General features: G+C 35.0%; 23 protein-coding genes and 1 tRNA gene. 14 read left to right on the top strand and 10 right to left on the bottom strand.

Features of this window, described 5'->3' with window-relative positions; translation table 11 throughout:
* Positions 1-97 precede the first annotated feature (97 nt).
* Genes JCM15579_RS02530 through JCM15579_RS02515 form a run of 4 tightly spaced genes read left to right on the top strand, consistent with a single transcriptional unit; the run spans position 98 to position 5,582 of the window.
* Entirely contained in the window at positions 98-2,707 is a 2,610-nt protein-coding gene (locus tag JCM15579_RS02530) for a YfhO family protein (protein WP_054715266.1), read from the top strand.
* A complete protein-coding gene (locus JCM15579_RS02525; protein WP_054715264.1) occupies positions 2,700-3,926 on the top strand; it encodes a CDP-glycerol glycerophosphotransferase family protein in 1,227 nt (408 codons plus the stop codon). Before JCM15579_RS02530 ends, JCM15579_RS02525 begins: the two co-directional genes overlap by 8 nt.
* Complete coding sequence (locus tag JCM15579_RS02520; RefSeq protein WP_054715257.1) at positions 3,927-5,156, top strand: CDP-glycerol glycerophosphotransferase family protein; 1,230 nt, start codon at positions 3,927-3,929, stop codon at positions 5,154-5,156.
* A gap of 36 nt (positions 5,157-5,192) precedes the next feature.
* Entirely contained in the window at positions 5,193-5,582 is a 390-nt protein-coding gene (locus JCM15579_RS02515; protein WP_054715729.1) for an FAD synthase family protein, read from the top strand.
* Positions 5,583-5,648: 66 nt separating this feature from the next.
* Here JCM15579_RS02515 and JCM15579_RS02510 read toward each other — a convergent pair whose 3' ends face one another.
* On the bottom strand, positions 5,649-7,118 hold the full coding sequence (locus JCM15579_RS02510) for a lipopolysaccharide biosynthesis protein (protein ID WP_054715255.1): 1,470 nt from the start codon (positions 7,116-7,118) through the stop codon (positions 5,649-5,651).
* 231 nt (positions 7,119-7,349) lie between these two features.
* Between JCM15579_RS02510 and JCM15579_RS02505 the strand changes: the two genes are divergently transcribed.
* The 6 genes from JCM15579_RS02505 to JCM15579_RS02480 all read left to right on the top strand — a co-directional run bounded on the left by JCM15579_RS02505 (position 7,350) and on the right by JCM15579_RS02480 (position 11,629).
* Positions 7,350-8,222, top strand: a complete 873-nt coding sequence (locus JCM15579_RS02505) for a cell division protein FtsX (protein WP_054715253.1) — start codon at positions 7,350-7,352, stop codon at positions 8,220-8,222.
* 101 nt (positions 8,223-8,323) lie between these two features.
* Positions 8,324-8,569, top strand: a complete 246-nt coding sequence (locus JCM15579_RS02500; RefSeq protein ID WP_054715251.1) for a DUF3098 domain-containing protein — start codon at positions 8,324-8,326, stop codon at positions 8,567-8,569.
* A 55-nt stretch (positions 8,570-8,624) separates the two neighbouring features.
* Positions 8,625-9,413 (top strand): undecaprenyl-diphosphate phosphatase, encoded by a 789-nt coding sequence (locus tag JCM15579_RS02495; RefSeq protein ID WP_054715249.1) that lies wholly within the window; start codon positions 8,625-8,627, stop codon positions 9,411-9,413.
* Positions 9,414-9,438: 25 nt separating this feature from the next.
* Positions 9,439-10,143, top strand: a complete 705-nt coding sequence (gene truB / locus JCM15579_RS02490) for a tRNA pseudouridine(55) synthase TruB (protein ID WP_054715247.1) — start codon at positions 9,439-9,441, stop codon at positions 10,141-10,143.
* An 83-nt stretch (positions 10,144-10,226) separates the two neighbouring features.
* The gene (gene queA, locus JCM15579_RS02485) at positions 10,227-11,276 is read left to right on the top strand and encodes a tRNA preQ1(34) S-adenosylmethionine ribosyltransferase-isomerase QueA (RefSeq protein WP_054715245.1); all 1,050 of its coding nucleotides are present in this window, start codon (positions 10,227-10,229) and stop codon (positions 11,274-11,276) included.
* A gap of 128 nt (positions 11,277-11,404) precedes the next feature.
* Positions 11,405-11,629 (top strand): TM2 domain-containing protein, encoded by a 225-nt coding sequence (locus JCM15579_RS02480; protein WP_054715239.1) that lies wholly within the window; start codon positions 11,405-11,407, stop codon positions 11,627-11,629.
* 44 nt (positions 11,630-11,673) lie between these two features.
* On the opposite strand, the gene JCM15579_RS02475 is transcribed toward JCM15579_RS02480, so the two are convergent.
* Positions 11,674-12,105, bottom strand: coding sequence for a globin domain-containing protein (locus tag JCM15579_RS02475; RefSeq protein ID WP_054715237.1), 432 nt, complete (start codon positions 12,103-12,105; stop codon positions 11,674-11,676).
* A 239-nt stretch (positions 12,106-12,344) separates the two neighbouring features.
* Here JCM15579_RS02475 and JCM15579_RS02470 point away from each other — a divergent pair, with 239 nt between their 5' ends.
* Positions 12,345-13,040: a TapB family protein gene (locus tag JCM15579_RS02470; protein ID WP_054715234.1), complete on the top strand. Its 696-nt coding sequence runs from the start codon at positions 12,345-12,347 to the stop codon at positions 13,038-13,040.
* 61 nt (positions 13,041-13,101) lie between these two features.
* Here JCM15579_RS02470 and JCM15579_RS02465 read toward each other — a convergent pair whose 3' ends face one another.
* Complete coding sequence (locus tag JCM15579_RS02465) at positions 13,102-14,046, bottom strand: NAD(P)-dependent oxidoreductase (RefSeq protein ID WP_054715232.1); 945 nt, start codon at positions 14,044-14,046, stop codon at positions 13,102-13,104.
* 277 nt (positions 14,047-14,323) lie between these two features.
* On the opposite strand from JCM15579_RS02465, the gene JCM15579_RS02460 reads away from it, so the two are divergent.
* Complete coding sequence (locus JCM15579_RS02460) at positions 14,324-15,547, top strand: hypothetical protein (protein ID WP_054715230.1); 1,224 nt, start codon at positions 14,324-14,326, stop codon at positions 15,545-15,547.
* A 364-nt stretch (positions 15,548-15,911) separates the two neighbouring features.
* On the opposite strand, the gene JCM15579_RS02455 is transcribed toward JCM15579_RS02460, so the two are convergent.
* Positions 15,912-16,520: a phosphoadenosine phosphosulfate reductase domain-containing protein gene (locus tag JCM15579_RS02455; protein WP_054715227.1), complete on the bottom strand. Its 609-nt coding sequence runs from the start codon at positions 16,518-16,520 to the stop codon at positions 15,912-15,914.
* A gap of 92 nt (positions 16,521-16,612) precedes the next feature.
* A complete protein-coding gene (locus JCM15579_RS02450; RefSeq protein WP_218186040.1) occupies positions 16,613-17,794 on the bottom strand; it encodes a winged helix-turn-helix domain-containing protein in 1,182 nt (393 codons plus the stop codon).
* Between the two features lie 229 nt (positions 17,795-18,023).
* Here JCM15579_RS02450 and JCM15579_RS02445 point away from each other — a divergent pair, with 229 nt between their 5' ends.
* Both JCM15579_RS02445 and JCM15579_RS02440 read left to right on the top strand, forming a co-directional pair.
* Entirely contained in the window at positions 18,024-18,749 is a 726-nt protein-coding gene (locus JCM15579_RS02445; RefSeq protein WP_174888097.1) for a DUF8692 domain-containing protein, read from the top strand.
* 10 nt (positions 18,750-18,759) lie between these two features.
* The gene (locus JCM15579_RS02440; protein WP_054715223.1) at positions 18,760-18,987 is read left to right on the top strand and encodes a hypothetical protein; all 228 of its coding nucleotides are present in this window, start codon (positions 18,760-18,762) and stop codon (positions 18,985-18,987) included.
* Positions 18,988-19,131: 144 nt separating this feature from the next.
* On the opposite strand, the gene JCM15579_RS02435 is transcribed toward JCM15579_RS02440, so the two are convergent.
* From JCM15579_RS02435 to JCM15579_RS02415, 5 genes are all read right to left on the bottom strand, one after another.
* Positions 19,132-19,203 (bottom strand) — tRNA-Arg (locus JCM15579_RS02435).
* 67 nt (positions 19,204-19,270) lie between these two features.
* Complete coding sequence (gene recO, locus JCM15579_RS02430) at positions 19,271-20,002, bottom strand: DNA repair protein RecO (RefSeq protein WP_054715220.1); 732 nt, start codon at positions 20,000-20,002, stop codon at positions 19,271-19,273.
* A gap of 6 nt (positions 20,003-20,008) precedes the next feature.
* Complete coding sequence (porZ, locus tag JCM15579_RS02425; protein WP_054715216.1) at positions 20,009-22,264, bottom strand: type IX secretion system anionic LPS delivery protein PorZ; 2,256 nt, start codon at positions 22,262-22,264, stop codon at positions 20,009-20,011.
* A gap of 9 nt (positions 22,265-22,273) precedes the next feature.
* Positions 22,274-22,855 carry a non-canonical purine NTP diphosphatase gene (locus JCM15579_RS02420; RefSeq protein WP_054715213.1) on the bottom strand — a complete coding sequence of 194 codons (582 nt, stop codon included), beginning with the start codon at positions 22,853-22,855 and terminating at the stop codon, positions 22,274-22,276.
* A 79-nt stretch (positions 22,856-22,934) separates the two neighbouring features.
* Positions 22,935-23,762, bottom strand: coding sequence for a universal stress protein (locus JCM15579_RS02415; RefSeq protein ID WP_054715211.1), 828 nt, complete (start codon positions 23,760-23,762; stop codon positions 22,935-22,937).
* Positions 23,763-23,894: the final 132 nt, after the last annotated feature.

Here is a 23,894-nt window from a genome sequence, read left to right as displayed (position 1 = left end):
TACGAATGATCAATTATGAATTACCAATCAGGAATATTCAAAATTGGTTTGCCATAATGCTTTATTCGTAATTCATAACTCGTAATTCATAATTGAAATGAACTTTAAGTCGATATTTAAGTCCGCATTGCCTCACCTGGTATCAATCCTGGTATTTTTAATTGTAGCATTTATGTACTTCCAGCCAGTTTTGGAGGGAAAACAATACAAAAAGGGTGACTCAATCCACGCTTGGGGAGCTAAAAAAGAAATTATTGATTTTCGAGAAAAGACAGGCGAAGATGCCTTGTGGACCAACTCCATGTTTGGAGGAATGCCCTCTTACCAAATTAATGTGGATTATCAAGCAAAAGACATGTACACTTTTAAGCAGATGATGGAGCTTTATACTCCAGATCCTGTGAAGTACATCATTCTGTACATGCTTGGTTTTTATATTCTTCTCGTTAGTTTAAGAGTTAATCCATGGCTTTCCATAGCAGGTTCCATTGCATATGCATTTTCCACTTATTTCATTATTATCATTGGAGCAGGCCACCTGTGGAAGGTAAATGCATTGGCTTTCATCCCTCCAGCTCTTGGTGGAATTTTAATGGTTCTACGAGGGCGATATCTTTGGGGTGGAATCATTGCTACATTCTTCTTGATCATGGAATTGTATTCCAACCACATACAAATGACTTATTATTTCGTGTTAATGGTTGTTTGTATCCTGATCTATGAATTCTACCATCAACTTAAAGAAAAGAATCTGAAACATTTCTTTAAAGCCATTGGGGTACTTGCCATAGCTTCAATCATTGCTTTGGGCGTTAACTTTACGAACTTATATAGCTCATACGAATACAGTAAATCCACAATTCGAGGTAAATCGGAATTGAGCTTGGGTAACAAGGACAACCAAACCACTGGTGTTGATAAAGATTACGGAACCATGTGGAGTTACGGAATCCAGGAAACCTTAAGTTTATTGATTCCCAATGCTAAAGGTGGCGGAGGATCTCCACAAGAAGGAATTCAGGTTTTGAACTATGTGAATGGTGGTCAGATTAAATCGGTTGCTGATTATTACAATATGGAACAGGTGAAAAACCACCATTACTGGGGGAATCAATTGTTTACCGTTGGTCCTGTTTATGTAGGAGCCTTTATCTTGTTACTATTCTTTTTAGGGTTATTTATTGTGGCAGGTCGCCTAAAATGGGGATTGCTAACAGCTACTATTTTGGCAATCATGCTATCCTGGGGACATAACTTCCCTGCCCTTACAAATCTGTTCTTCGATTACATACCACTTTATAATAAGTTTAGAGCAGTATCATCCATACTAATTATAGTTGAGCTGTGTATTCCACTATTGGCCATTTTAGCACTTAAAAAGCTAATTGATGAACCAGAGGTACTGAAGAAAAAGGTGAAGTTTGCTTCTCTAAACCTAAATGTATTGGTTCTGCCATTTGCATTAACAGGAGGTGTTGCGCTTCTTCTTTATCTTATCCCAACTTTTGGATTGGATTTCTTAAGCGATGTGGAACAAAATTATTTTACTCAAATTAGTGCTTCCAATCCGAATGCTATTTCCTTCATCGCTCAAATTCAGAATGATTTGGTCAATGCTCGCATCGACATGTTCAGAGCTGATGCTTTAAGAAGCTTCCTATTTATTTTGGTAGGTGCAGCTTTGGTTTGGGCATATTCGAAAGAGTATCTGAAAGCAAAATTCTTTATCCCAGCGGTAATTGTTTTGATTTTAGTCGATTTGTACCCAGTTAACAAACGCTTTACTACCAATGATGCATTTGTAGAAAAGAAAGAACTGAACCTGGCATATATGCCCAACATGGCAGATTTTCAAATCCTGCAGAACGAGCTAAAAAACAATCCTGAATTAAAGGCAATTGCCGATCAGGCAGTAAAAGATTACACCAGAAAGAACAGAAAAGCCAGCGATTACGAAAAAGTAGCAGCGCAACTTTGGGCTGTTACCTACAACACCAATTACAGAGTGTTTGAACAAATTGGTGGTCCTTTCCAGAATGCACGTCCATCCTACTTTCACAAATCCATTGGAGGTTATCATGGTGCAAAATTGCGTCGTGTTCAGGAATTGTACGAATATCATATCGACAAAGGCAACATGAAGGCTTTGGACATGTTGAATGCGAAATACATTATTAGTCAGGGAGAAAAAGGAGCTCAGGTAAGTATTAATCCAAACGCACTTGGAAATGCATGGTTCGTTAATTCTTACAAATTGGTTAAAGATGCCAATGAAGAAATCATGCTTCTAAATGGCTTTGATCCGGCTAAAGAGGCAATTGTTGATCAGCGTTTCAAAGATCAATTGAATGGCTTAAATATTATTGCAGATTCAACTGCCAACATTCAAATGACAGAATATTCGCCAAATCAGATTAGCTACCAATATCAGGCGAAAACCGAACAACTGGCTGTTTTCTCTGAAGTTTATTATCAACCTGGTTGGAATGCTTATATCGATGGTAAACCAGCAAAACACTTTAGAGCAAACTATGTTCTTCGTGCCATGAAATTACCAGCAGGAAACCACAAAGTTGAATTCAAATTTGAACCTAAGGGATACTTTGTGGGTGAGAAAATCTCATTGACCAGTATGATTCTTTTCTTTGTGGTAGCATTGGGAGCAATTGTTTTTGGAATCAAAAACTATAAAAAGGAAAATGTCTAGCGGATACACTAAACCACAACAATTTGTAAACTTTATGCAGAAAATTGTTTTTCTGCATATCGTACTGTTTTTTCTACGTTGGTTCTATTTCTTTATAGAAAAATTAGTGCCTAAGAACAAGAGAATTGCACTTTTCTTTTTGACTGAAAAAAACTATTTCGACAACTCGAAATACCTATTCGAATACATGAGGGTGAAGAACGATTTCAACAGCATTTTGTTCACGCCACACAAAGCATTATACAAGCAGTTGCAAGAGAAATTTCCGGGCGAAGTAGTCTACGCCTGGTCTTTTAAAGGTTTTCTACTGTTTTTACGAAGCAAACATGTAATTATTTCCTATGGAATTAGTGCTGCTGCTTTTGCTCCATATTACCTGCATACAAAGTGTAAAAACATCATCTATCTGGGACATGGAACTCCAATGAAAAAGATGGGTTTACAAACTGCCGTATGGAGAAAATATGGAAAGCAAAAGCAACTTCAGGGCTATTCCTACATGGTGGGGAGTTCGCCTTTAGAGCAAATCATACATGCTGCCGGATTTAATATGGACATGAATGATGTTTGGGTAACGGGTTTGCCGCGAAACGATTACTTGACTGATCCGGAACATTTAAATACTGATTTGCTTCTTAAAAATCCATTTCTGGATCGGAAAATTATACTTTATGCACCAACCTGGCGCGAGGAAGGACACAAAACTCACTTCTTCCCTTTCGAAGATTTTGATGCTGATCAACTTTCAAAATTCCTGGAGGAAGAAGATGCATACATCTTGGTTCGTGGCCATAAAGAGGATATCAAACGAAAATCCGTTCAAAAAACACATGATTTCTTTTCAATCGAAAGAGTAATAAAAGCCGATCAAGACAGGTTTGCTGATGTATATGATTTGCTTCCTTACGTGGATATTCTGGTTACCGATTATTCATCGCTTTGGATCGATTATCTATTGCTTGATCGACCAGTTGTTTTTCTACCTTACGATTTGGAAGAATACAGTCAGTACAAAGGATTTTTCATCAATTTTGATGAGAATAGTCCTGGTGCAAAATCTGAAAGTCAAAAAGAGTTTACTACTCACTTGAAACGTTATTTCGATCAACCATTGACACATGCCAAGTGGCGCAAAAAAATTCGCGACATGTACCACACTTATCAGGACAATGGCAGTTGCGAAAGAGTTTACAACGAAATTCGAAAATTGAATCAATAAATGAACCTAAATAAACATTCCAAACCTGTTATATTCTTCACCACTCTTTTGGGGTGGATTTTTCTTGTTCCTTTAAGTTATCTGATTCCCAAAAAGAAAAATCTGATAGTTTTAATGGGCGCCAAAGATGGATTCTTTAACGACAATGTAAAATTCTTCTTTCTCTATTTGGCCGAGGAAAAACCAGATCAGGAATTCTATTTGCTAACTGCAAACAGGGATGTTTTCAACGAATTGAATCAGAAATACGACAATATTCTTTACTATCCTTCATGCAAAACCTATTGGATTATGCTGAGAAGTAAAGTGTTTGTTGTAGATAATTTTTCGTGGATGGACAATTGTCGTTTTCAGTTGTTTTGGAGAGCAAAAATTGTACAAATATGGCATGGCATTGGGTTCAAGAAAATTCAGCGCAACAACAAGTTTTTCATTCAGGAAACCAGTTCATTGTACCGCAGATTCATTCTTAACTTTGTAGGTAAATTACCGAAATATCAAGCGCTTATTTCAACTGGAAAGTTCTTTACAGAAAGGTTCTTTAAACCGGCTTTTATAAGCGATCATTTTATTGATACGGGTTATCCTAGAAACGACATCATTGTAAATCCAGAAAAGTATAAAAACGCACTTTTAAACACGGATATAGAAACCATCAATAAAGTAGCGGAAATGCGTAAAAATGGAATCAAATCGATTCTATATGCTCCAACTTTTCGCGATACAGGTGGTGATGGGATTTCTGATGGGATTCTTGATTTAAAATCGCTAAATGAATTTGCCTTGCAAAACGATTTGGTATTTGTGTTTAAACTGCATCCGCTGCCACAATATCAAACCATCAGCGATGATTTTGAAAGAATTCTATGGTACGATAATGTAAAGGATGTTTATCCTTTCCTTCCGGAAACCGATGCCATGATTAGCGATTATTCTTCTATTTACATGGATTATATCCTGCTGAATCGTCCTATTTTCTTCTTGCTTTACGATCGTGAGAAGTATGAGACGAAAGATCGCGAATTACATACTTTTTTCAACGATTTTATTGTTGGAACAATTTCTACCAACCAGCAAAAATTGCAGGAAGATTTAATGGAGAACTTAAGCAATAATGATAGTTTTACAGGCAAACGAGAAGAAATTATTCAAAAATCCTACGATAACATTGATGATAAAGCTTCTGAGAGAATTTTTAATTTCATCCAAGAACATTATCTTCGCCAGTAAACAATGAACAGTCAACAAAAGATAAACAACAATTATATGAAACGCGTAATCACTTTTGGTACTTTTGATTTATTTCACATCGGACATTTAAGAATTTTAGAACGTGCCAAAGCACAGGGTGATTACTTAATTGTTGGGATCTCTACCGATGCTTTAAACTTCTCTAAGAAGCAAAAGAATCCTATTTACACGGAGAAAGACCGAATGAGAATCATCGAATCTTTAAAGGTTGTTGATGAAGTGTTCTACGAGGAATCTTTGGAACTAAAAGGCGAGTATATTAAAAAATACAATGCCGATGTTTTGGTAATGGGTAACGATTGGGAAGGAAGGTTTGATGAATTCAAATCGCTTTGCGAAGTCGTTTACCTAGAGCGTACTCCATCCATCTCAACCACTGAGATTATTGAAATCATTAAAGAATAAAGATTTTCAGGACACATTAAAGGAAAAATTCCTAGCTCATTTATCCCTGATTATATCAGGGATAAGCTAAATTCCGATTGCTTTTTTCACAAACCGATTAAAATCTTTCGATATGCCGAAAGCGAAGGATAAGAGCAAATAAACTCCTCCAACTATTGCTGATCTGATGGCAATATCGAATACGAACCAATCCATTTTTGGTAATAATGTTCCTGCGTAATAAGCTGCGGCAGCAACAAGCATCACCGTTAAATACCGGTAATTAAAGGGTTGGAATTTGTACTTCTTTAGTAAAAATAGATATTTGGATAAGTTAAAGAAGAAAGTTGCTGTTACTGATGCAACGGCAGCTCCAGTAATTCCCCAAATCGGTATCATGATTAGGTTGGTAATAATTACCAGAAAACCATATACAGTCATGAATACAGCTTGCATTTTATAGTATGGCGATGATTGAATAATTACACCACTCACTCCTGATGCCATCTGTATTACATGCCCGATACCAATGAAAAAGATAACGTACTTCCCATCAATAAATCTATTCGTTACAATTTCAATTACGTTATCAATATTGATCCAAATACCTACAAACAAAAGGCAACCCACCATAAATTGATGCAAACCGCTTTGAGAGTAAATCTGAGCAATTGTTTTCAAATCTTTCTTTTTCCATGCCTCGGCAATAACCGTACTTGCAATTTTTTTTAGACTACGGGCAGGCATCGAAACCAATACTCCAAAATTTGCCATTGTAGCATAAATTCCATTAGCACCCAAACCTACATAACTCACAATCATCACCTTGTCGATATGATTTGCTAATTTATCACTCAAGCCATTTAAAATGCCATAAAGTGAAACACTTATCATGGATTTCTTAAGTGTTGGACGAACAAATTTTAAGTCTGATTTAAATGAAATTTTGCCCCTAAACCAAAGCAGTAGAAATAGTAATACAGTTGGCAAACAATAGGCAATTACATACAACAGAACAAATTCTGAAAAATCCAATAAACTTATTGAGAAAAGCAGAATAATTGTAAGACTCAATACTTTAAATACGATATCTCTAAAAAAAGTACCTGAAACTGCATCGTATAAAACCCGATTATAAGCATCAAATAAATTGAAGAAAATGGTAAAAAATACTAACGGAATCAGATATACCAAATAGTCCAGATATAATGGAGATTCATCCTTGTAAGCATCAACAGCAAAGGGATGCAGAATGAAATAACTGATTAAAGCCAAGGCAAATCCTGCCATCCCTACCCAAAACAAAATAAACAAGTATCCATTATGGTTCCGGTTTTCATTTCGGAAATAAGGAAACAATCGTGCAGTAACATTATTAAATCCTAAGGAAGAAAACTGTGCAACAATGGCAGCCATCGGTCCTATCCAATTGATCAATCCAATCTGATCGGCTTCTAAAAATCTAGGAAAAAGAATCCCTGTATTTATAAATCCCAAAATCGCTCCGATATACGAAACGAAACTTCCCTTAATGGTTTGTTGTCGAATAATTCCCAATGTGTATTTTTCTATTTGGTAGTGATACAATCACAAATTTAACAAAAAAGACTTTGCGAATGAGTGAATGTGTCATTTTATGAAAATGTATATCGCAATACTCAATTGTTAAAAACCATTTCTCGGGCTTGAAACTTGTAACTGGTAACATGAAGCTTTTCATCAAAAAATTGTATTTTCGCAAGTGACCAATTAATGATTGATTCTAATCGGTTTAAAACAAGCTAACATATGGCACAAAAAGAAAAAGGCTCAAAGCGCCGCTTGCGCTCCTCTTATATCACTTCTGTTATTAGTATTTCTCTGGTTCTTTTCATGTTGGGACTAACAGGTTTGCTCATTTTAAATGCAAATCAACTTTCTAACTATGTGAAAGAGAATATAGGTATTTCCATTATTCTAAAAGACAACGCGAAAGAAGTGGATATAAGACGTTTACAGAAAAACCTAGATGCCACAGAATTTGTAAAATCTACTGAATTTGTTGATAAAGAAACTGCAGCAAAAGAACTACAGGAAGAGTTGGGTGAAGATTTTATTTCTTTTTTGGGTTACAATCCTCTACAGGCTACAATCGACGTAAAACTATATGCCGAGTATGCCAATCCTGATAGCATTGCGGTTATCGAAAAAGATTTTACCAGATATTCTCAAGTGCAAGAAGTTTACTACCAGAAAAACGTTGTTCATTTGGTAAATGATAATGTAAAGTTTATCAGTTTTTTTCTTTTGGGTTGCAGTGTTGTTTTATTTATTATTTCATTTACACTAATCAACAATACCATTCGATTGTCAATATATTCTCAGCGCTTAATAATAAACACCATGCAATTGGTTGGAGCTACAGGAAGCTTTATACGTAAACCATTTATGCAAACAGGTCTTCTACATGGATTTTTAGGCGCCCTAATTGCAAATTCCCTGCTTTCTGGTTTTATCTACTTTTTACAGAGAATGTTTAGACAGGTTATTACATTTGACAACACTGAATTAGTTGGTGCTTTGTTTTTACTTATAGTTATTTTGGGTTTATTTATCACCTGGATTTCCACTTTATTTGCGGTGAATAAATATTTACGATTGGAATCAAGATCATTGTACTAAAGATTAGGAGTTAACAAAACTTAAGACATTTAAATGCTGATTCAGTAAAATTTATTGTAAATTTGGCATTGATTTCCGAACACGGATAAATTTTTGAACACATGAACAAACAAAATAACAAACCAGGCTTTGCTCTTGGCAAAGAAAATTACAAACTTCTTTTGATTGGTTTTGGAATTATCATTATTGGATTTTTGCTTATGATGGGTGGCGGATCTGATGATCCTAATGTATTCGACGAAAGCATTTTTAGTTTTAGACGAATTACACTTGCTCCATTGGTTGTATTGTTCGGATTTGCTTTCGAAATTTATGCCATTATGAAGAAACCAAAAGAAGAAAAATAACATACTACCTATCTGATTCCGAATTAACTATCGGAAAAACACACTACTTAATTTTATGAATTGGATTGAAGCCTTAATCCTTGGATTACTCCAGGGACTTACTGAATTTTTACCAGTTAGTAGCAGTGGCCATCTTGAACTTGGAAAAGCTCTTTTGGGCGTTGACGCTGAAAATAATCTTGCATTTACTGTAATTGTTCATGGTGCAACAGTACTTAGTACCATTATTGTGTTTAGAAAGGATATTATTTCATTGGTTAAGGATGTTTTTCATTTCCAATGGAATGAATCTACCCAATATCTTTTTAAAATAGCAGTATCAATGATTCCAATTGGAATTGTTGGTATTTTCTTCAAAGACGAAGTATCAGCACTTTTCGATAACAATGGTATTTTGCTTTTGGTAGGTTGCATGTTATTGGTAACAGCAACTTTGCTAGGATTTACCTACTATGCCAAACAAAAAGACAAAGAAATATCCTTCAAAGATGCCTTGATCATCGGGTTAGCTCAAACTTTTGCCATTCTACCTGGTATTTCACGTTCAGGAGCTACTATCGCAACAGGATTATTGCTCGGAAATAAAAAAGCAGATATTGCAAAATTTTCCTTTCTAATGGTGTTAGTTCCTATTATCGGTGAAAATATTCTGAGTTTGGCAAGTGGCGAATTTACTTCTCATGGCAACATTGAAGTCACACCTTTAATCGTTGGTTTCTTTGCAGCTTTTATCTCTGGACTACTTGCTTGCAGCTGGATGATTAAGCTGGTAAAGAAAGGAAAACTAATCTATTTTGCCATTTATTGCCTGATTATCGGAGTAATTGCTATTTTTGCAGCCTAATTGTAAAAATGGCAAATCACTTCTAATGATTCGATTCGAAACCGACAATGACTTTCAACAAGGTGCTTTTATTCTGCTGAATAAGCCATATGAGTGGACTTCGTTTGACTTGGTGAACAAAGTAAAGTTCAAAATCAAGCACAAGCTTCGTGTGAAAAAAATTAAGGTTGGTCATGCAGGAACATTGGATCCTTTGGCTACCGGATTGATGATTGTTTGTGTTGGAAAATACACCAAAAAGATTGATACTTATCAATCGCAGGTGAAAGAATACATTGCCACTTTGCAATTAGGAGCAACCACTCCTTCCTTCGATTTGGAAACAGAAATCGATCAGGAATATCCAACAGAGCACATTACTCGTGAACTGGTTGATGAAACATTAAAAGGTTTTATTGGAAGTATTGAGCAACGACCACCAGATTATTCGGCAGTTAAGGTAAACGGTAAACGTGCCTACGAATATGCCCGAAAAGGTCAGGAGGTCGAAATCAAGAAGAAAACTTTGGTGATCGATGAAATCGAAGTTCTCGAATTTGCCAAAAATGTTCTGAAGATTAGAGTGGTTTGCAGTAAAGGAACCTATATCAGAGCTTTAGCACGTGACATTGGTCAGGCTTTAAACAGTGGTGCTCACTTAACAGCTCTGCAACGCACTCAAATTGGCGATTTCAAAATCGACGATGCTATTGAAATTGAAGATTTTATAAAATTCTTAGAAAATTTATAACTATCTTGCAACTTTTTCGTAAAAAGGAAAGCTTCGCTTTTTGCAGTAACAAAAAAATATATTTTTAAAAGTCAGTCAGCCTTATGAAGTTATCTAAGTTTAAGTATAAATTACCTACAGAACTTATTGCTTTACATCCAGCCTATAACAGAGATGAATCTCGTTTAATGGTACTTCACAAAGATACAGGTAAAATTGAACACAAAATCTTTAAAGATTTAATCGATTATTTCGATGATGAAGATGTTATGGTGTTCAACAATACCAAAGTATTTCCTGCTCGTTTGTATGGTAACAAAGAGAAAACAGGTGCCGAAATTGAAGTATTTTTGTTGCGCGAATTAAATCGCGAACAAAGACTATGGGATGTTTTGGTTGATCCGGCTCGTAAAATCAGAATTGGTAATAAATTGTACTTTGGCGATGACGATTTGTTGGTTGCCGAAGTTATTGATAATACAACCTCAAGAGGTAGAACGCTTCGTTTCTTATACGATGGACCATACGATGAATTCAAAAAAACTCTTTTCGGATTAGGAGAAACTCCACTTCCAAAATTCATCGATCGTTCAGTTGAACCTGAAGATGCTGATCGTTACCAAACCATTTTTGCAAAACATGAAGGTGCAGTTGCTGCTCCAACAGCTGGTATGCACTTTAGCCGTGAGTTAATGAAGCGTTTGGAAATTAAAGGTATCGATTTTGCTGAGGTAACACTACATGTTGGTTTGGGTAATTTCCGTACTGTTGACGTAGAAGATTTGACCAAACACAAAATGGATTCTGAGCAAATCTTTATCGAAGAAGAAGCGGTTGAGAAAGTAAACTCGGCTAAAAAGAAAAAGAAAAATGTTTGTGCAGTTGGTACAACCGTAATGAGAACTCTTGAAAGTTCGGTATCAACTATGGGAACTTTGAAACCATATGAAGGATGGACCAATAAGTTTATTTTCCCTCCATATGAATTCCATGTACCAAACAGAATGATTACCAACTTCCACTTGCCACTTTCTACTTTAATGATGATGGTTTGTGCATTTGGAGGTTATGAAAATGTAATGGCTGCTTACCAAGAGGCGATTAAAGAAAAATACAGATTTGGAACTTACGGTGATGCAATGTTGATCTTATAAGAACATCTAAAATATAATTTTAAAAAGCTGGTGATTGATTAATCATCAGCTTTTTTTATGTAGCATTAGCATTGGATGTGATAATTTTTGCTATTTTGTATATTCGTTTAACAAATTAAAATTTAACTATGGAAGTTGTTGTAGAAAGAAGCGACAAGAATTTTGTGGCAATGTTATTATTATGCTTTTTCCTTGGAGGATTAGGTGTACACCGTTTTTATGCTGGTAAAATTGGAACCGGAATATTAATGCTATTAACCTTAGGTGGGTTTGGTATTTGGACCCTAATCGATTTTATCATTATCGCAGTAGGAAGCTTTAAAGACAAAGAAGGGCGCTACATTAAGAACTAAATCATAAATAACTAAAAAGAGATCTGCAAAACAGATCTCTTTTTTTATTCCTCGGTATTTACCATCCAAGTTGAAAACACATTCAGATAATCCCAATAAGACATTAAAAGTTCATCTGAAAGTCCAAGTTCCGGTAATAATTTCTGATAGCATTCAAGCCAGATTTTCCTTCCTTCAGTCGTAATTTTAAATGGTCGATGACGACGCACCAACATTGGTTCTCCTCGATTCTGATTGAAATATTGTGGTCCTCCTAAAATTTGAATGAAAAAATCTGATGAGCGTAACTTGGCTGCTTCAAACTCTTTGTCATCAGGAGGAAACAGAGCGCCTATTTCACTTTCGCGCAAAAGATTGTAATGATCGTCTACTAATTTTCTGATTCCTTCTTCTCCCAGAATCGTTAATATTTCTCTATCAGGTCTGGTTACCTGTGGACGTTCACCAAATTGATATTCCTTTATTTCCAGTTTCATATTATTACTTGATTTAAACTTAAAAGTATCAAAGATTTTCTAAATCGCTACTTCTTTATTAAAAAAAAGACCAATCACTCTTAAATTTTAAGAATCCTGATAAAATTTATTTTTCTCACCCGTCATAATTTGATAAATTAGATAGTCAATTAAAAGATCCTATACACTCTATTGGTTGCCACTCGACAACTTGTACATTTTTACTTTAAACCACGGCATTTGTCCACAATTCAACTATCATGAAAAAGATATTTTATCTGATTCTTATTCTATGCTTGAGCATTGATATTATACTTGCCCAAGAATGTACCATTTACATTCCCAACACGGTTGGAACCGAGTTGCATTACGAAATGACTAATCAGAAAGGAAAAGTAATAGGCTCGTATTCCCAAAAACTACTATCGATTAAAAATAAAGGTGGTGAAACCATTTACTCCATGTTACAAACTACAATGGATGAAAATTCAAAAGACAAAGTAATTTTATCAGACACCATTACATTCCGTTGTAAAGGCAATGAATTTTACATTGATATGGATCAGTACCTGAATCAAAAACAAATGGAAGCTTTTCAGAATATGGAAGTTAAAGTTACCACAGATGAATTGATGTATCCGCCAAACTTAAAACCAGGACAATCATTAAAAGATGGATCAATTACCATTTCGATTGAAGGTGGAGTAATGAACATGAATATGACTACCAATATTGTAAATCGAAAGGTTGAAGCTTTAGAAAATATTGATACACCCGCGGGTAATTTTAAATGCTATAAACTTTCCGAAGAGGTTCAGAGTAAAACCGGCTTTGTGAATGTTACCATGCGCAATGTAATGTGGATTTCGAAAGATATTGGGACCATTCGAAGTGAATCCTATAATAAGAAAGGAAAGTTGACAGGAATTACACAGTTGGTAAAGATTGTAAAATAAAGCTCCAGAATACAAATCCCAAATTCCAAATGGAGCTTGGGATTTGATTTTTGGAAATTCTCTAATTCATTATATTTCTTGGTTTGCCTTGTAACCACAATTTTATATTTTCCATTACGATATCAATTCGTTTTTCGAATGATTCGTTGGTTGCATAGGCAATGTGCGGAAGCATAATTAGGTTTGGTGCAGTAAACAAAACATGTTCTTTATCCAATGGTGGTTCTTTTTCGTATACATCAACAGCTGCTCCTGCAATTTCTGATTCTTCCAAAGCCCAACACAAGGCATCGCTATTCACCACAGGGCCACGAGCTGTATTAATTAGAATTGCGTTTGGTTTCATTAATTGGAATTCTTCCTTGCCCATTAATCCTTTTGTTTCCGGTGTTAATGGCACATGCAATGATACAATGTCCGACTCCTTTAATAAAGTCTCCTTATCGACGAATTTAACGCCTTCTACGCTCTTTTCGCTTCGGCTATAGGCAAGAACCTTACAATTGAAAACTTTTGCAATTTCGGCCACCCTAAGGCCTATTTCACCAGCTCCAATTATTCCCAAAGTTTTTCCATTAAGCTCTGTTCCTAAAAAACCTCCGCGATCGCCGCCAAAACGAGTCATAGCATCGCCGCCAACAATCTTACGGTATACCGATAAAATCATACCAATGGTAAGTTCGGCAACGGATTCATTAGAAAACCCGGCAGCATTGGAAACCAGAATATTTCGATCATTACATGCCTGCATATCGATATGATCTACTCCGGTAAAAGCAACTGAAATCATGGAAAGCTTTGGACAGGCATCAATAATTTTTTTGGTAATTGGAATATTGCTAACTACAATCGCATCGGCTCCCTCTGCTCTTTTGATTAGCTCTTGTTCGTCCTCATTTCGATCTCCAAAGAACACCAACTCATGTCCCAATTCTTCGAATTCTTTTTTCAACTGACCATATTTACAGGCGGTCATTCCGATTGGTTCAAGTATTGTGAATTTCATATTTTGACAGTAATCAGTAAGCAGTGATCAGCAAACAGTAAAATGCAAAATCATTTAACTAATCTGGACTGATATCCACTTACAGTTTGATAAAATTTTAAAAATTAAACTGCTAAAGTAAAGATTTCATTTTTCAGAATCAACGAATTAAGGTCTGATATCCTGCCATAGCTGTGCAAAAAATGCATTCAGCAGGCAATTATTGGCTTTGAACGATTTAAATTTCATGCTTCGGATATTTTTCTCAATTTGTATCAGTAAATGAACAAATTACCAGATGATTGACCACACAAAAGCATACAACAAGTTTCTAAATCAATTCATAAACAAATGGCTAAATTGCATGGAAGAATTCCCTGCCAATAAGCCAAAATTCTCTTTTATTGAGAAATACATTTGGGAATTAAAGTGTGAACGATTTCTCAGCTTTGTAAAATCGAACAGCGAAAAAGAGAACCTCGAAAATGAATTGCTTTTTAAAAAGTGCAAATCCTTCTTTAAAGAGGAGTTATCGTACTCCAATGATCAATTACAACTGATTTTTTCGGATGATATGATTCATGCCACTAAAGATTTTATCCGAAAAGCCCTTCAATTTGACTCGAACTTGGGCAATGAGGAACTTTTTCAGGCCTTAAGAAACCAGTGGATTGTTTTTGGTCTTCAAGCCTTGTTTGGATATCCTGTTGAAACTACTTCATCTACTTTGGCCTATAGTCTTCTTTATCCGTATACCGATAATTTTATCGATTCCCGAAGAATCTCCCATCATGATAAAATTGAATTTTCGGAACGTTTTGAGCTGCGATTAAAAGGCGAAGAGGTAATTGCAAAAAGCGAAGCGGAAGAAAAAATCTATCAATTGGTTGGAATGATAGAGGACGATTATGATCGAAGCAATTACCCCAAAGTGTACGAAAGTTTACTGGATATTCATCATGCCCAAACCAGAAGCATTGCATTGACTAAAAAAACACTCATGAGTGATATTGAATGTTTCGAAATTGCGGTAAGCAAAGGTGCAACATCAGTTATTGCCGATGGATATTTAATTGCAGGAGAATTGAGCTATGATCAGCTTCATTTTCTTTACGAATATGGTGCATATTTACAGATATTAGACGATTTACAAGATGCCAGAGATGATTTGTATGAAGGAGTTTTTACCTGTTTCTCTAAAAACCTGCATTCACAATATCTCGATAGAATGTTGTGTAAAACCTACCATCTGGGAAAAGAAGTTTTGGCAACAGTAAAGAAAGTTTATCCAAACGAAATTGCATTCCAGGGATTGATTAAACGTAGTTTTGGATTGTTATTCGCTTCCTCGGTAATTGCAAACCCAAAAGATTTTAGTCCAGAATTTAAAGACTTATGCGAACGCCACTCCCCTTTTCGTTTTTCATTTGCAGATAAACACAAAGCCGAACTGAGTAATTTCTCGGTACTATTCGAAAAGAAGTTGGAGGAGTTTAAGAAAGAAGGTTTTTATGCAGTTTAAAGATTTCGATTGGCTTAATTCATAGCTAGGATTGATAAATCATGCTTCGGATTGGCTTTTTTATTGGTAGGATCGATATATTGGATGGTAGAATTGATTCCGCAAGCTCAAAATTGACAAATCTTATGGTAGAATTGGCAAATTAATCGGTAAAATCGATAGTTTACCTCTTCGAATGGTCTCTACTAGGTTAGATTCGTTTCCGCAAATGGTTTTATGACTCCGCATTTGGTTTTATGCCCCCGCAAATGGTATTAAGCCTTTTCATACGGTTTTAGGCACTAAAAAACGCCTCCATCCATACAAAAGGAAGAAGGCGTTTAAATATTTTGTATTAAGCTTTTAAATAAGCCTATTTAAATCACTAGGCATGTAGACCACATTCTCTGTTTCCTAGAACTTTTGTTGGATCAAAATATTTGGTTTCAATTCCCAAATTGTTCTCAGCAAGATATTTGTCCATTTCTTCGTCGCTCCAGTTGTAAAACGGGCTTACTTTTAGCATTCCATCTGCTGATAGAGAAAGAATATCAATAGAATCTCGGAAAGCAGTTTGACCTTTTCTCAAGTTTGTGAACCAAACATCTGGTTTGTGCTCTTCCATTGCTCTGCGGAAAGGCTCCAATTTTACCTGTTCGGTAAATTCTTTGTGCTTAGGATCATTGATATCAGGAATACCCATAACCACATCGCGATGTGCGGCTGTTTGCTTAGGCACATACAATTTTACATTTAGGTTCAATTGCTTAATGGTTTCTTCAGCATGACGATAGGTATTAGAAGTATTGTATCCTGAATCACACCAAATTACAGGAATATCCTTTTTCACCTCTGCACAGGCATGCAAAATAACGGCTTCGTAAGGTCTAAAGTTTGTGGTAACCACAGCCTTTTTACCATATGCAATTGCCCATTCAATAATCTCTTTTGGAGATTTTCCTCTTAATTCCTCATTAAGTGCTTTAATATCCATATCTATACTATTAATCGTTTATTTTCTGAATTATAGGGACGAAATTATAAAAAAATCTGCTTTTAATTGTTAAAACAAGGATATTACTCCTTTTAAAACTTATCCATTGCAACATGAAATGAATCAGGTGTTGTTCTGTGAACTTTCAGAGAATTGCAATCATTAAAGTCCATAAAGGCTTTCAATTCTTTTGATAAGGCTTCGGAAAAAGCATCTGTTTTCTTCAGATTGGTTTCTAATACCAAATGATTGACATGTAATACTGATGTCTTTCTATCAGCCTTACAGTCCATTCTGGCCACCAATTTTCCATCCCAAAGAATTGGCAAGGAAAAATAACCAAATTTTCGCTTGGCCTCAGGCAGGTAACATTCAATCTGGTAATCGAAATCGAATAAGGTTTGCATGCGCTTTCGTTGAATTAACAAATTATCGAATGGTGAAAGAATTTTTAGTTTGCTACGAGATAAAGGCTTATTCAACAATTCGAGAACATTGGGCAGAGCATAATAATTCATCTCTCCTACTTTTATTTGCAGTAACTCTCCGCTCAAGTGCATTTCTTTCAAATGATTTTCTACTAAGGATTTGGTATTTTTCAACAGGTAGACCATTTCTGAAGCCAATCCCAAACCGTTTGCCTCAAGGTAACGAACAATCAGGAAACGAATGTATTCCTCTTCGGATGGCATGGAAACATCAATATCATTTGGAATTACCCTTTCGGTAAGGTCATAGACTTTATGGAAATTATTTCTGCAAGGAATCATTAAATCTCCCTGCATAAACAGGTTCTCCAAAGCTCTTTTGGCAGGTTTACTCGACCAATCTCTTCTTTTTTTATCGGTATTCTCAAAATCTTTTGCCATTAAAGGACCTTCTTCCTCAATTCGCTTCATGATGGATTTCATTAAATTCTCATCTCTTTCGTACCAGTGATTTTGGGACCCACTTGCTATTGCATGCTTTCGTATTAAACTAAAACGAAAATCTCGCATAGGCAGATATGCCGCTGCATGCGACCAATATTCAAATACCTTTTTATCCGCAAGCAAGTCATCGAGATGTGAAGCTTGATACTTTGGATTTCGAGCCCAAATGGTATGATGATGTGCACGTTGAATTACCGAAATGGTATCAATTTGGATATAGCCCAAATGCTCGATAGCATCAAGCGTATTTTGAATTGCTCTCCCTTTTGTATTTACAGGTGGCAACTTTTGAGACAACAATACCAATTTTCTTGCTTGGCTTTTAGAGAGATATTCCATCATTAAATTACAGGTATGTTTGTTATATTTCTTGTGAAATGTAATAATATTTTGCCGTTTACAGAAGATGAGTTAATGCCCTAACAAAGCAATACAGCAATTATCTATCCTCATATTGTAGTATTTAAGAAGATTCTGTGACCTAACTAATTATCGTGACATTTAAAAATTTGCACAAAACTCTCACTTTAATTAAATTAGATGTACCGCACAACAAAATTAACCATAAATTATGAAAACAATTTGGTCGTTTACACAAAACACAATTCATCAATTAAAAAATCTAAGTTCTTTTTTGATTCTTAACTATCTAATTGTTTTCATAATTCTAATGGCCATTGCGATAATTGGAAACTATTTCAACATTCCTTTGTCTAAATTCACACGTGATCCAATACACTTACTTAATGGACATCCATTAACAGGAGTGATCTCAAATATTGGCATCTTATTTTGGTGTTCCACAGTCGCTATCTGTTTCTTTAGCTCAGCAGTTTGTTGGATGAATAAGAAAGTCTTAAATCCAAAATTTCTATTCTATTCGGGATTAATTACATTAATGCTACTCTTAGATGATCTGTTTATGTTCCATGAAATCATCTACCCAAAATATTTTCATATTCCTGAAATAATAGTTTACCTCATATATCTAACGCTCATTGCAAGCTACCTGTTAAAATTCAGAAAAGATATTTTAGATACTGAATATGTCTTGCTTCTATTGGCTTTAAGTTTTTTTGCCCTATCCATATTAATGGATGTTTTTATTACCGAAAATGAATTGGTTTTTCTTTTTGAGGACGGATTTAAATTATTCGGTATTGTAAGTTGGTTTTTGTTCTTTGTAAGGACTTGTTTTAATCAATTCCTTGAGATACTAAAAAGCAAACATGATCTTAAGCTTAATCAGATATATGGTATTAAGGAAGAACTCACAGAAGTAGAGATTGAAAACTAATTTCTTGAATATGTCAGAAAGTAAGAAAAGGTATAAAAACAAGCCAAGAAAATGCATTTTCTGCGGTTCAACACGCATAGCAACCTATGTGTATGGATATCCTTCTTCCAGTATTTTAAAAGATGTTGAGGCAGGTAAAATAGCTATTGGAGGGTGTTGCTTAGGAGAAGATAACCCCAGATGGAGATGTTCGGGTTGTGGACACCAATTTTACCTTAAAGCCCCATGGGAAGAATAAAACTCCAAGAAATATATTGAGGTTGATAAATTATCGAACACCAAAATTAAATACTTTACTTGAGATTTCATCCAGTAATCTAGATGATTTCGGAAGGTTAAAACAAAAAACAAGCTGACAAAATTGTCAGCCTGTTCGGTTAGGTAGCCCCACCAGGACTCGAACCTGGATCTATTGTTTAGGAAACAACTATTCTATCCCTTGAACTATGGGGCCATATAAGTCATGCAAATGTATTTAATCAGCATGGAAGATCAAAACAGAGCATAAAAAAATTTAAGAATTAGTCGTCATTAAAAAGCTCTTCAATCACTGAAAGAGATTTAAGCGAAGAGAATCCTTGGCTCTGAAGCGCATAAAAATTCAAAATTCCTCGAAGAAGTATTTTTGACGTATAGTTACTAATTTTTAATTCATTAAGCTTATCAATTGAAGTATTAAACAAATCAAACAACACTTTACTTTCTTCTTGTTTTAAACAATGAGCATGCGAATTGTATACTGATACAAATCTTCCATTGTCCATATCGAAACAAGTATCATCTTCAGACCAGTTCGTTTGTGGGTAGAAACCCAAAAAGCGCGTAAGTTTGGTTAAGAAATAAAGGTGAAATAATTCAACCGATTCATCAGACAAATCGAGGTAACGGATACTATTATACAGGAAAACAAACAGTTCCTGATTAGCTTCTTCCTCACGTAACACTTTCGAAAGGACTTCGGTTAAGAAAAGAGCAACAGAACTTTTGTGCACATCAAAAATCAAGCTATTTAAGGTTTCTGCAAGTCGTGCTTCTTTTAATGATTGGATATTTTTACCCTCGCGGTGATACACCTCCATATCCAAAAGGAAAAATGGCCGAAACAAATTACTTTTACTTTTCGATTTTTTTGAGCGACCACCTTTTACCATATAGCTTTGGCGACCAAACTTTTCGGTATAAATGTGCACTATCAGACTAGTTTCTCCATACTGAACACGATTCAACACTATGCCTTTGGTTTGATACAGCATATTGGTTTAGTTGATGAATAACAGCTTAATGACCTTAGATTTTGATCCATCAGCATTGGAACAGAATATCAGATACACTCCTGTATGCACCCTTGATCCACTAAAGTTTTTACCATCCCAAATAAATTGGCCTCCCTCCGATTTGCCTTCCCAAACCAAATTCCCGCTTACATTGGTAATTTTAACGGTCGAATTGCTCATTAATCCACTCACAGTGATATCTCCTCTGTAAGTCTCTCTAACTGGATTTGGGTACACATATAAATCGTTGTAATTCTCTGTTCCTTCAGTAACCTTTCCCCTATATGATACCATGCCTTTATCGGTAACAAAGAAAACCTCTCCTGTTTCAGGATTTACTGATATTTTTTGGATATTATTTGAGGGAAGAGGACTATTCAAAGTATTAAAATGAGTCAACTGTTTATCTCCATTTTCTGAGACCAAGAAAGCCCCGGAATTTTCTGTTCCCAGCCATTTCTGATTTGCTCCATTAACTTCAATACATTGAACTTTTTCGGTTGAAAGCAAATATTGAGTAGAGCCATCTATAGTAATAATAGGTCGATAAGCATAAAAATCTCCTGCTCTAAATAAGGCATTCGGATCAGAATAAACTGCAATTCCACTTGAAGTTCCAACCCAAACACTTCCCTGTTTATCTTCCTTAATATCGTAAATTTGTGAACTAATGCTGGAATTATTTTCGTCTCGCACAGAGAAGCTACTACTTACATCATCATCATTATTAGCAATTGTTCCATTTACATTAAAGGCAAATAATGAACTTCCAATACCCCTTAATACCCACTTATCACCATTTTGCAATGCTATAATTTTTCGTAAATCGGTTCGATTATCCAAACTACTATAGGATAAAGAAACCCAATCATTCTCATAGGTTAAGGCTTTAATTCCATGATTGGAATTTGCTTCTAAGATCCAAAGTGTTCCATCCTCTTCAGAATCCATAGAAACGATCTCAGAATTATCTAAAGGTGAGTTTGAAGAGTTGTAATAATTACTTAATTCCTGATTTTCAAATTCAAATATGCCATCGCCCCAGCTACCTGCATAAACTCTTGACTCATTTCTCTTGTTACCTGTTATGCAAATGATATCACTTTTGCCATTAAACTCTGCAAGATTGTTTTCTGTAAAATTTTGCCATTTAGAATCAACAAAATCATACAACTCTGCTGGTATATTCTCATTGGAAATACCAGAACTGGCCCAAGTGTGTTTTCCTACAGAATAAACTGATGATATCTTTGATCTAAATGGTCCGTCAGGCTTAATCTGAATAAATTCGTTTCCTTTTTGTTCCAAAAGAGATTCCTCATAATCGGCAATAAAAACTCGATCATTTGTTAATAAAACATCTCTGAAATTACCTGTTTCAGAACTGGAAATATTCCCAATTTCAACCCCCAATTTACTAAACTCTATTATCTCCTCATTTAAAACTACATATAAACTATTACCCGAAGATAAAATTGAATAAATAGAGTCTACATTTGAATAAAATTCTATCCAATTATCATTGCTGTATTGATATATTTCACTACCTGATCCAATTGCATTTCGTAGCACAAACACTTTGCCATCAAAAACACTAAGATCAACACAAGCCCTTGTATTATTTGCAATATTGGTAATTCGAGACCAGTTGTTAAAATCAGCTAGGTTGCTTGAATTTAAATTGGCTTTAAAAATTCCATTTTCTGTTGCTGCCCAAATACTCGTTTCGTCGGTAATTATATCATTTACTTGAATCTGGGATCCATTATCTCCAATCAAGTAGGTGTCTGAAATTTCTTGCTTGCTTATATTGAGAGCAATAATTCCAAAACTTGCTCCCAAATAAGCAATACCATTTCTTACATGTATGCACCTAATTTGTTTATCAGCAAAGCCAGCAAAATTCTTAATGTCATCAATATTTATAAGCTTGTTATATCTTAATAAATCAACATTTCCATTTTTATAAGCCACAATAAGAGTCTCATGATCTTCGGACCAGGCCATTGATGACACATCTGAATCAGATAAAGTATTTGTTTTACTAAATGACTTTATTTCATTATCAATTAATGAATAAGAGAACAGACCTGATTCCGTAAGACAGTAAATATAATCAGAAGATACTACCAATTGTTTCGCTTTACGATAAGGCAAATGTTCACTCCATCCTACAAAATTTTGGGCTTGAATGAAGCTAAAGTAAAAAGTCAAAACAAAAAGGATAGCAATCTTTCTCATAGCAACTTATTAATTTTTGTAATCTAATAAAAATTGAACCAGTTTCTGAACAGCCAACCCTCTATGACTAATTTTATTCTTCTCACTCATTTCCATTTCAGCAAAGGATACCTCATATCCTTTAGGTTCAAATATTGGATCATAGCCAAATCCATCCTTCCCTCTCTCCGATTCAAGAATATTACCATCGACAATTCCTTCAAACTGGTACTCTTTATTATCTAAGAACAATGAAATCACCGTTCTAAATCTTGCCGATCTATCTTCTACTCCTTTCAATTTAGCCAACACCTTTTTCATATTGGCTTTGGCATCCTTGTCTTCTCCAGCATAACGAGCAGAATAAACTCCTGGCTCATTGTTAAGTGATTTTACTTCCAAACCTGTATCATCGGCAAAGCAATTCACATTGTATTTTTTGTATATGTATTCTGCTTTTTGAGTTGCATTCTCTTCCAAAGTTTCATAATCTTCCGGAATTTCATCATTACAACTGATATCATTCAAACTTAGCAATTCAACTTTTTCTCCAAGTAAATGCTGTAACTCCTTTAATTTATTAATATTATTGGTTGCAAAAACTAATTTCATCTTTCTTTATCATTTATATCAAACAAAAAACAACGGCTAAATAACCGTTGTTCAAATATAGAGATTAATAAGATAAGCGTTAGTAAAAACTACCGTATTTAGATAAATCGGTTCTTGGGTTTACACACATTACCGGAATATGAGCCGAATTAGCAATTACAAACTGTTCGTGTGCACCAAGCATATAATCCTGGAAAGAGATATTTTTAGTGGTCATAATCAATATAATATCTGCATCAATTTTCTTTGCAAAATCAACAGTTTCCATCGCAAAATCATTACCTCCATCTGCAGTATCAATTTCATAATCTATCCCTCTACTTTCCAGATACTTTTTAGCAAAAACTAAATTGGCTTTTGTTCGTTGTAACATTTGTCCTTCAGGCATTTTAGGCGTGATAATGCGCATTTTAGCTTTAAAAAACTTCCCTAAAAATTCTGCCCAACTTAATTTCTCCTTATTCTCTTTCTTAAAATCCACAGGTAAAACAACCGAAGAGTATTTTTTCTGAACAGGTGGGGCCTGAACAACAACAAACGGAACTCTGGATCCTACAATTACCTTTAAGGCCCAACTTCCAGTAAGTTTCTGCATGCCCTTAATTCCATGAGTTCCCATAAGAACAAGCATGGCATTCATTTCCTTGGCTACATCATTAATAGTAGTAAATATGCTTCCATCACGAACAATGAATTCAGGTCGAATATTTTTTTCCTTGTAGATTTTCTCAACAGCCTCCGCCATTTTGTCTTTGGCTTCTTCTATTTGAGATTCTTTCTTAACAATATGAACTAAAACAACCTCAGCTTCAACATTTTCCGCAAAAATAGTTGCATGATCAAGTGCATATTCAGCAACAGTTGAAAAATCCCATGCTACAAGTAAAGATCTTTTTGTACTTTCCATAGTTTAGATTAAAAGGGGGAACAGTAAAAATATGTATTAACATAACTGGTATCAATTTAGGTATTTTTTGTTTAAACAACAAATTTATTACACCAGTTAAAGTTTGTTGATTATTTTCTGTTTCAGTCCGAT

Source organism: Marinifilum fragile JCM 15579 (assembly GCF_001310955.1).
Classification (GTDB): Bacteria; Bacteroidota; Bacteroidia; order Bacteroidales; family Marinifilaceae; genus Marinifilum; species Marinifilum fragile.
Note: the sequence above shows the minus strand (reverse complement) of the source record. Positions and strands in the feature narration are given on the sequence as shown.

Coding starts and splice junctions, on each gene's coding strand:
- JCM15579_RS02420 (WP_054715213.1), bottom strand. CDS start 22,855: ATGAAATTAGTTTTTGCAACCAATAATATTAATAAATTAAAGGAGTTA.
- truB (WP_054715247.1), top strand. CDS start 9,439: ATGATTCGATTCGAAACCGACAATGACTTTCAACAAGGTGCTTTTATT.
- JCM15579_RS02440 (WP_054715223.1), top strand. CDS start 18,760: ATGTCAGAAAGTAAGAAAAGGTATAAAAACAAGCCAAGAAAATGCATT.
- JCM15579_RS02530 (WP_054715266.1), top strand. CDS start 98: ATGAACTTTAAGTCGATATTTAAGTCCGCATTGCCTCACCTGGTATCA.
- JCM15579_RS02525 (WP_054715264.1), top strand. CDS start 2,700: ATGTCTAGCGGATACACTAAACCACAACAATTTGTAAACTTTATGCAG.
- recO (WP_054715220.1), bottom strand. CDS start 20,002: ATGCTGTATCAAACCAAAGGCATAGTGTTGAATCGTGTTCAGTATGGA.
- JCM15579_RS02515 (WP_054715729.1), top strand. CDS start 5,193: ATGAAACGCGTAATCACTTTTGGTACTTTTGATTTATTTCACATCGGA.
- JCM15579_RS02520 (WP_054715257.1), top strand. CDS start 3,927: ATGAACCTAAATAAACATTCCAAACCTGTTATATTCTTCACCACTCTT.
- queA (WP_054715245.1), top strand. CDS start 10,227: ATGAAGTTATCTAAGTTTAAGTATAAATTACCTACAGAACTTATTGCT.
- JCM15579_RS02495 (WP_054715249.1), top strand. CDS start 8,625: ATGAATTGGATTGAAGCCTTAATCCTTGGATTACTCCAGGGACTTACT.
- JCM15579_RS02480 (WP_054715239.1), top strand. CDS start 11,405: ATGGAAGTTGTTGTAGAAAGAAGCGACAAGAATTTTGTGGCAATGTTA.
- JCM15579_RS02475 (WP_054715237.1), bottom strand. CDS start 12,105: ATGAAACTGGAAATAAAGGAATATCAATTTGGTGAACGTCCACAGGTA.
- JCM15579_RS02460 (WP_054715230.1), top strand. CDS start 14,324: ATGATTGACCACACAAAAGCATACAACAAGTTTCTAAATCAATTCATA.
- porZ (WP_054715216.1), bottom strand. CDS start 22,264: ATGAGAAAGATTGCTATCCTTTTTGTTTTGACTTTTTACTTTAGCTTC.
- JCM15579_RS02455 (WP_054715227.1), bottom strand. CDS start 16,520: ATGGATATTAAAGCACTTAATGAGGAATTAAGAGGAAAATCTCCAAAA.
- JCM15579_RS02415 (WP_054715211.1), bottom strand. CDS start 23,762: ATGGAAAGTACAAAAAGATCTTTACTTGTAGCATGGGATTTTTCAACT.
- JCM15579_RS02450 (WP_218186040.1), bottom strand. CDS start 17,794: ATGATGGAATATCTCTCTAAAAGCCAAGCAAGAAAATTGGTATTGTTG.
- JCM15579_RS02470 (WP_054715234.1), top strand. CDS start 12,345: ATGAAAAAGATATTTTATCTGATTCTTATTCTATGCTTGAGCATTGAT.
- JCM15579_RS02500 (WP_054715251.1), top strand. CDS start 8,324: ATGAACAAACAAAATAACAAACCAGGCTTTGCTCTTGGCAAAGAAAAT.
- JCM15579_RS02505 (WP_054715253.1), top strand. CDS start 7,350: ATGGCACAAAAAGAAAAAGGCTCAAAGCGCCGCTTGCGCTCCTCTTAT.
- JCM15579_RS02445 (WP_174888097.1), top strand. CDS start 18,024: ATGAAAACAATTTGGTCGTTTACACAAAACACAATTCATCAATTAAAA.
- JCM15579_RS02465 (WP_054715232.1), bottom strand. CDS start 14,046: ATGAAATTCACAATACTTGAACCAATCGGAATGACCGCCTGTAAATAT.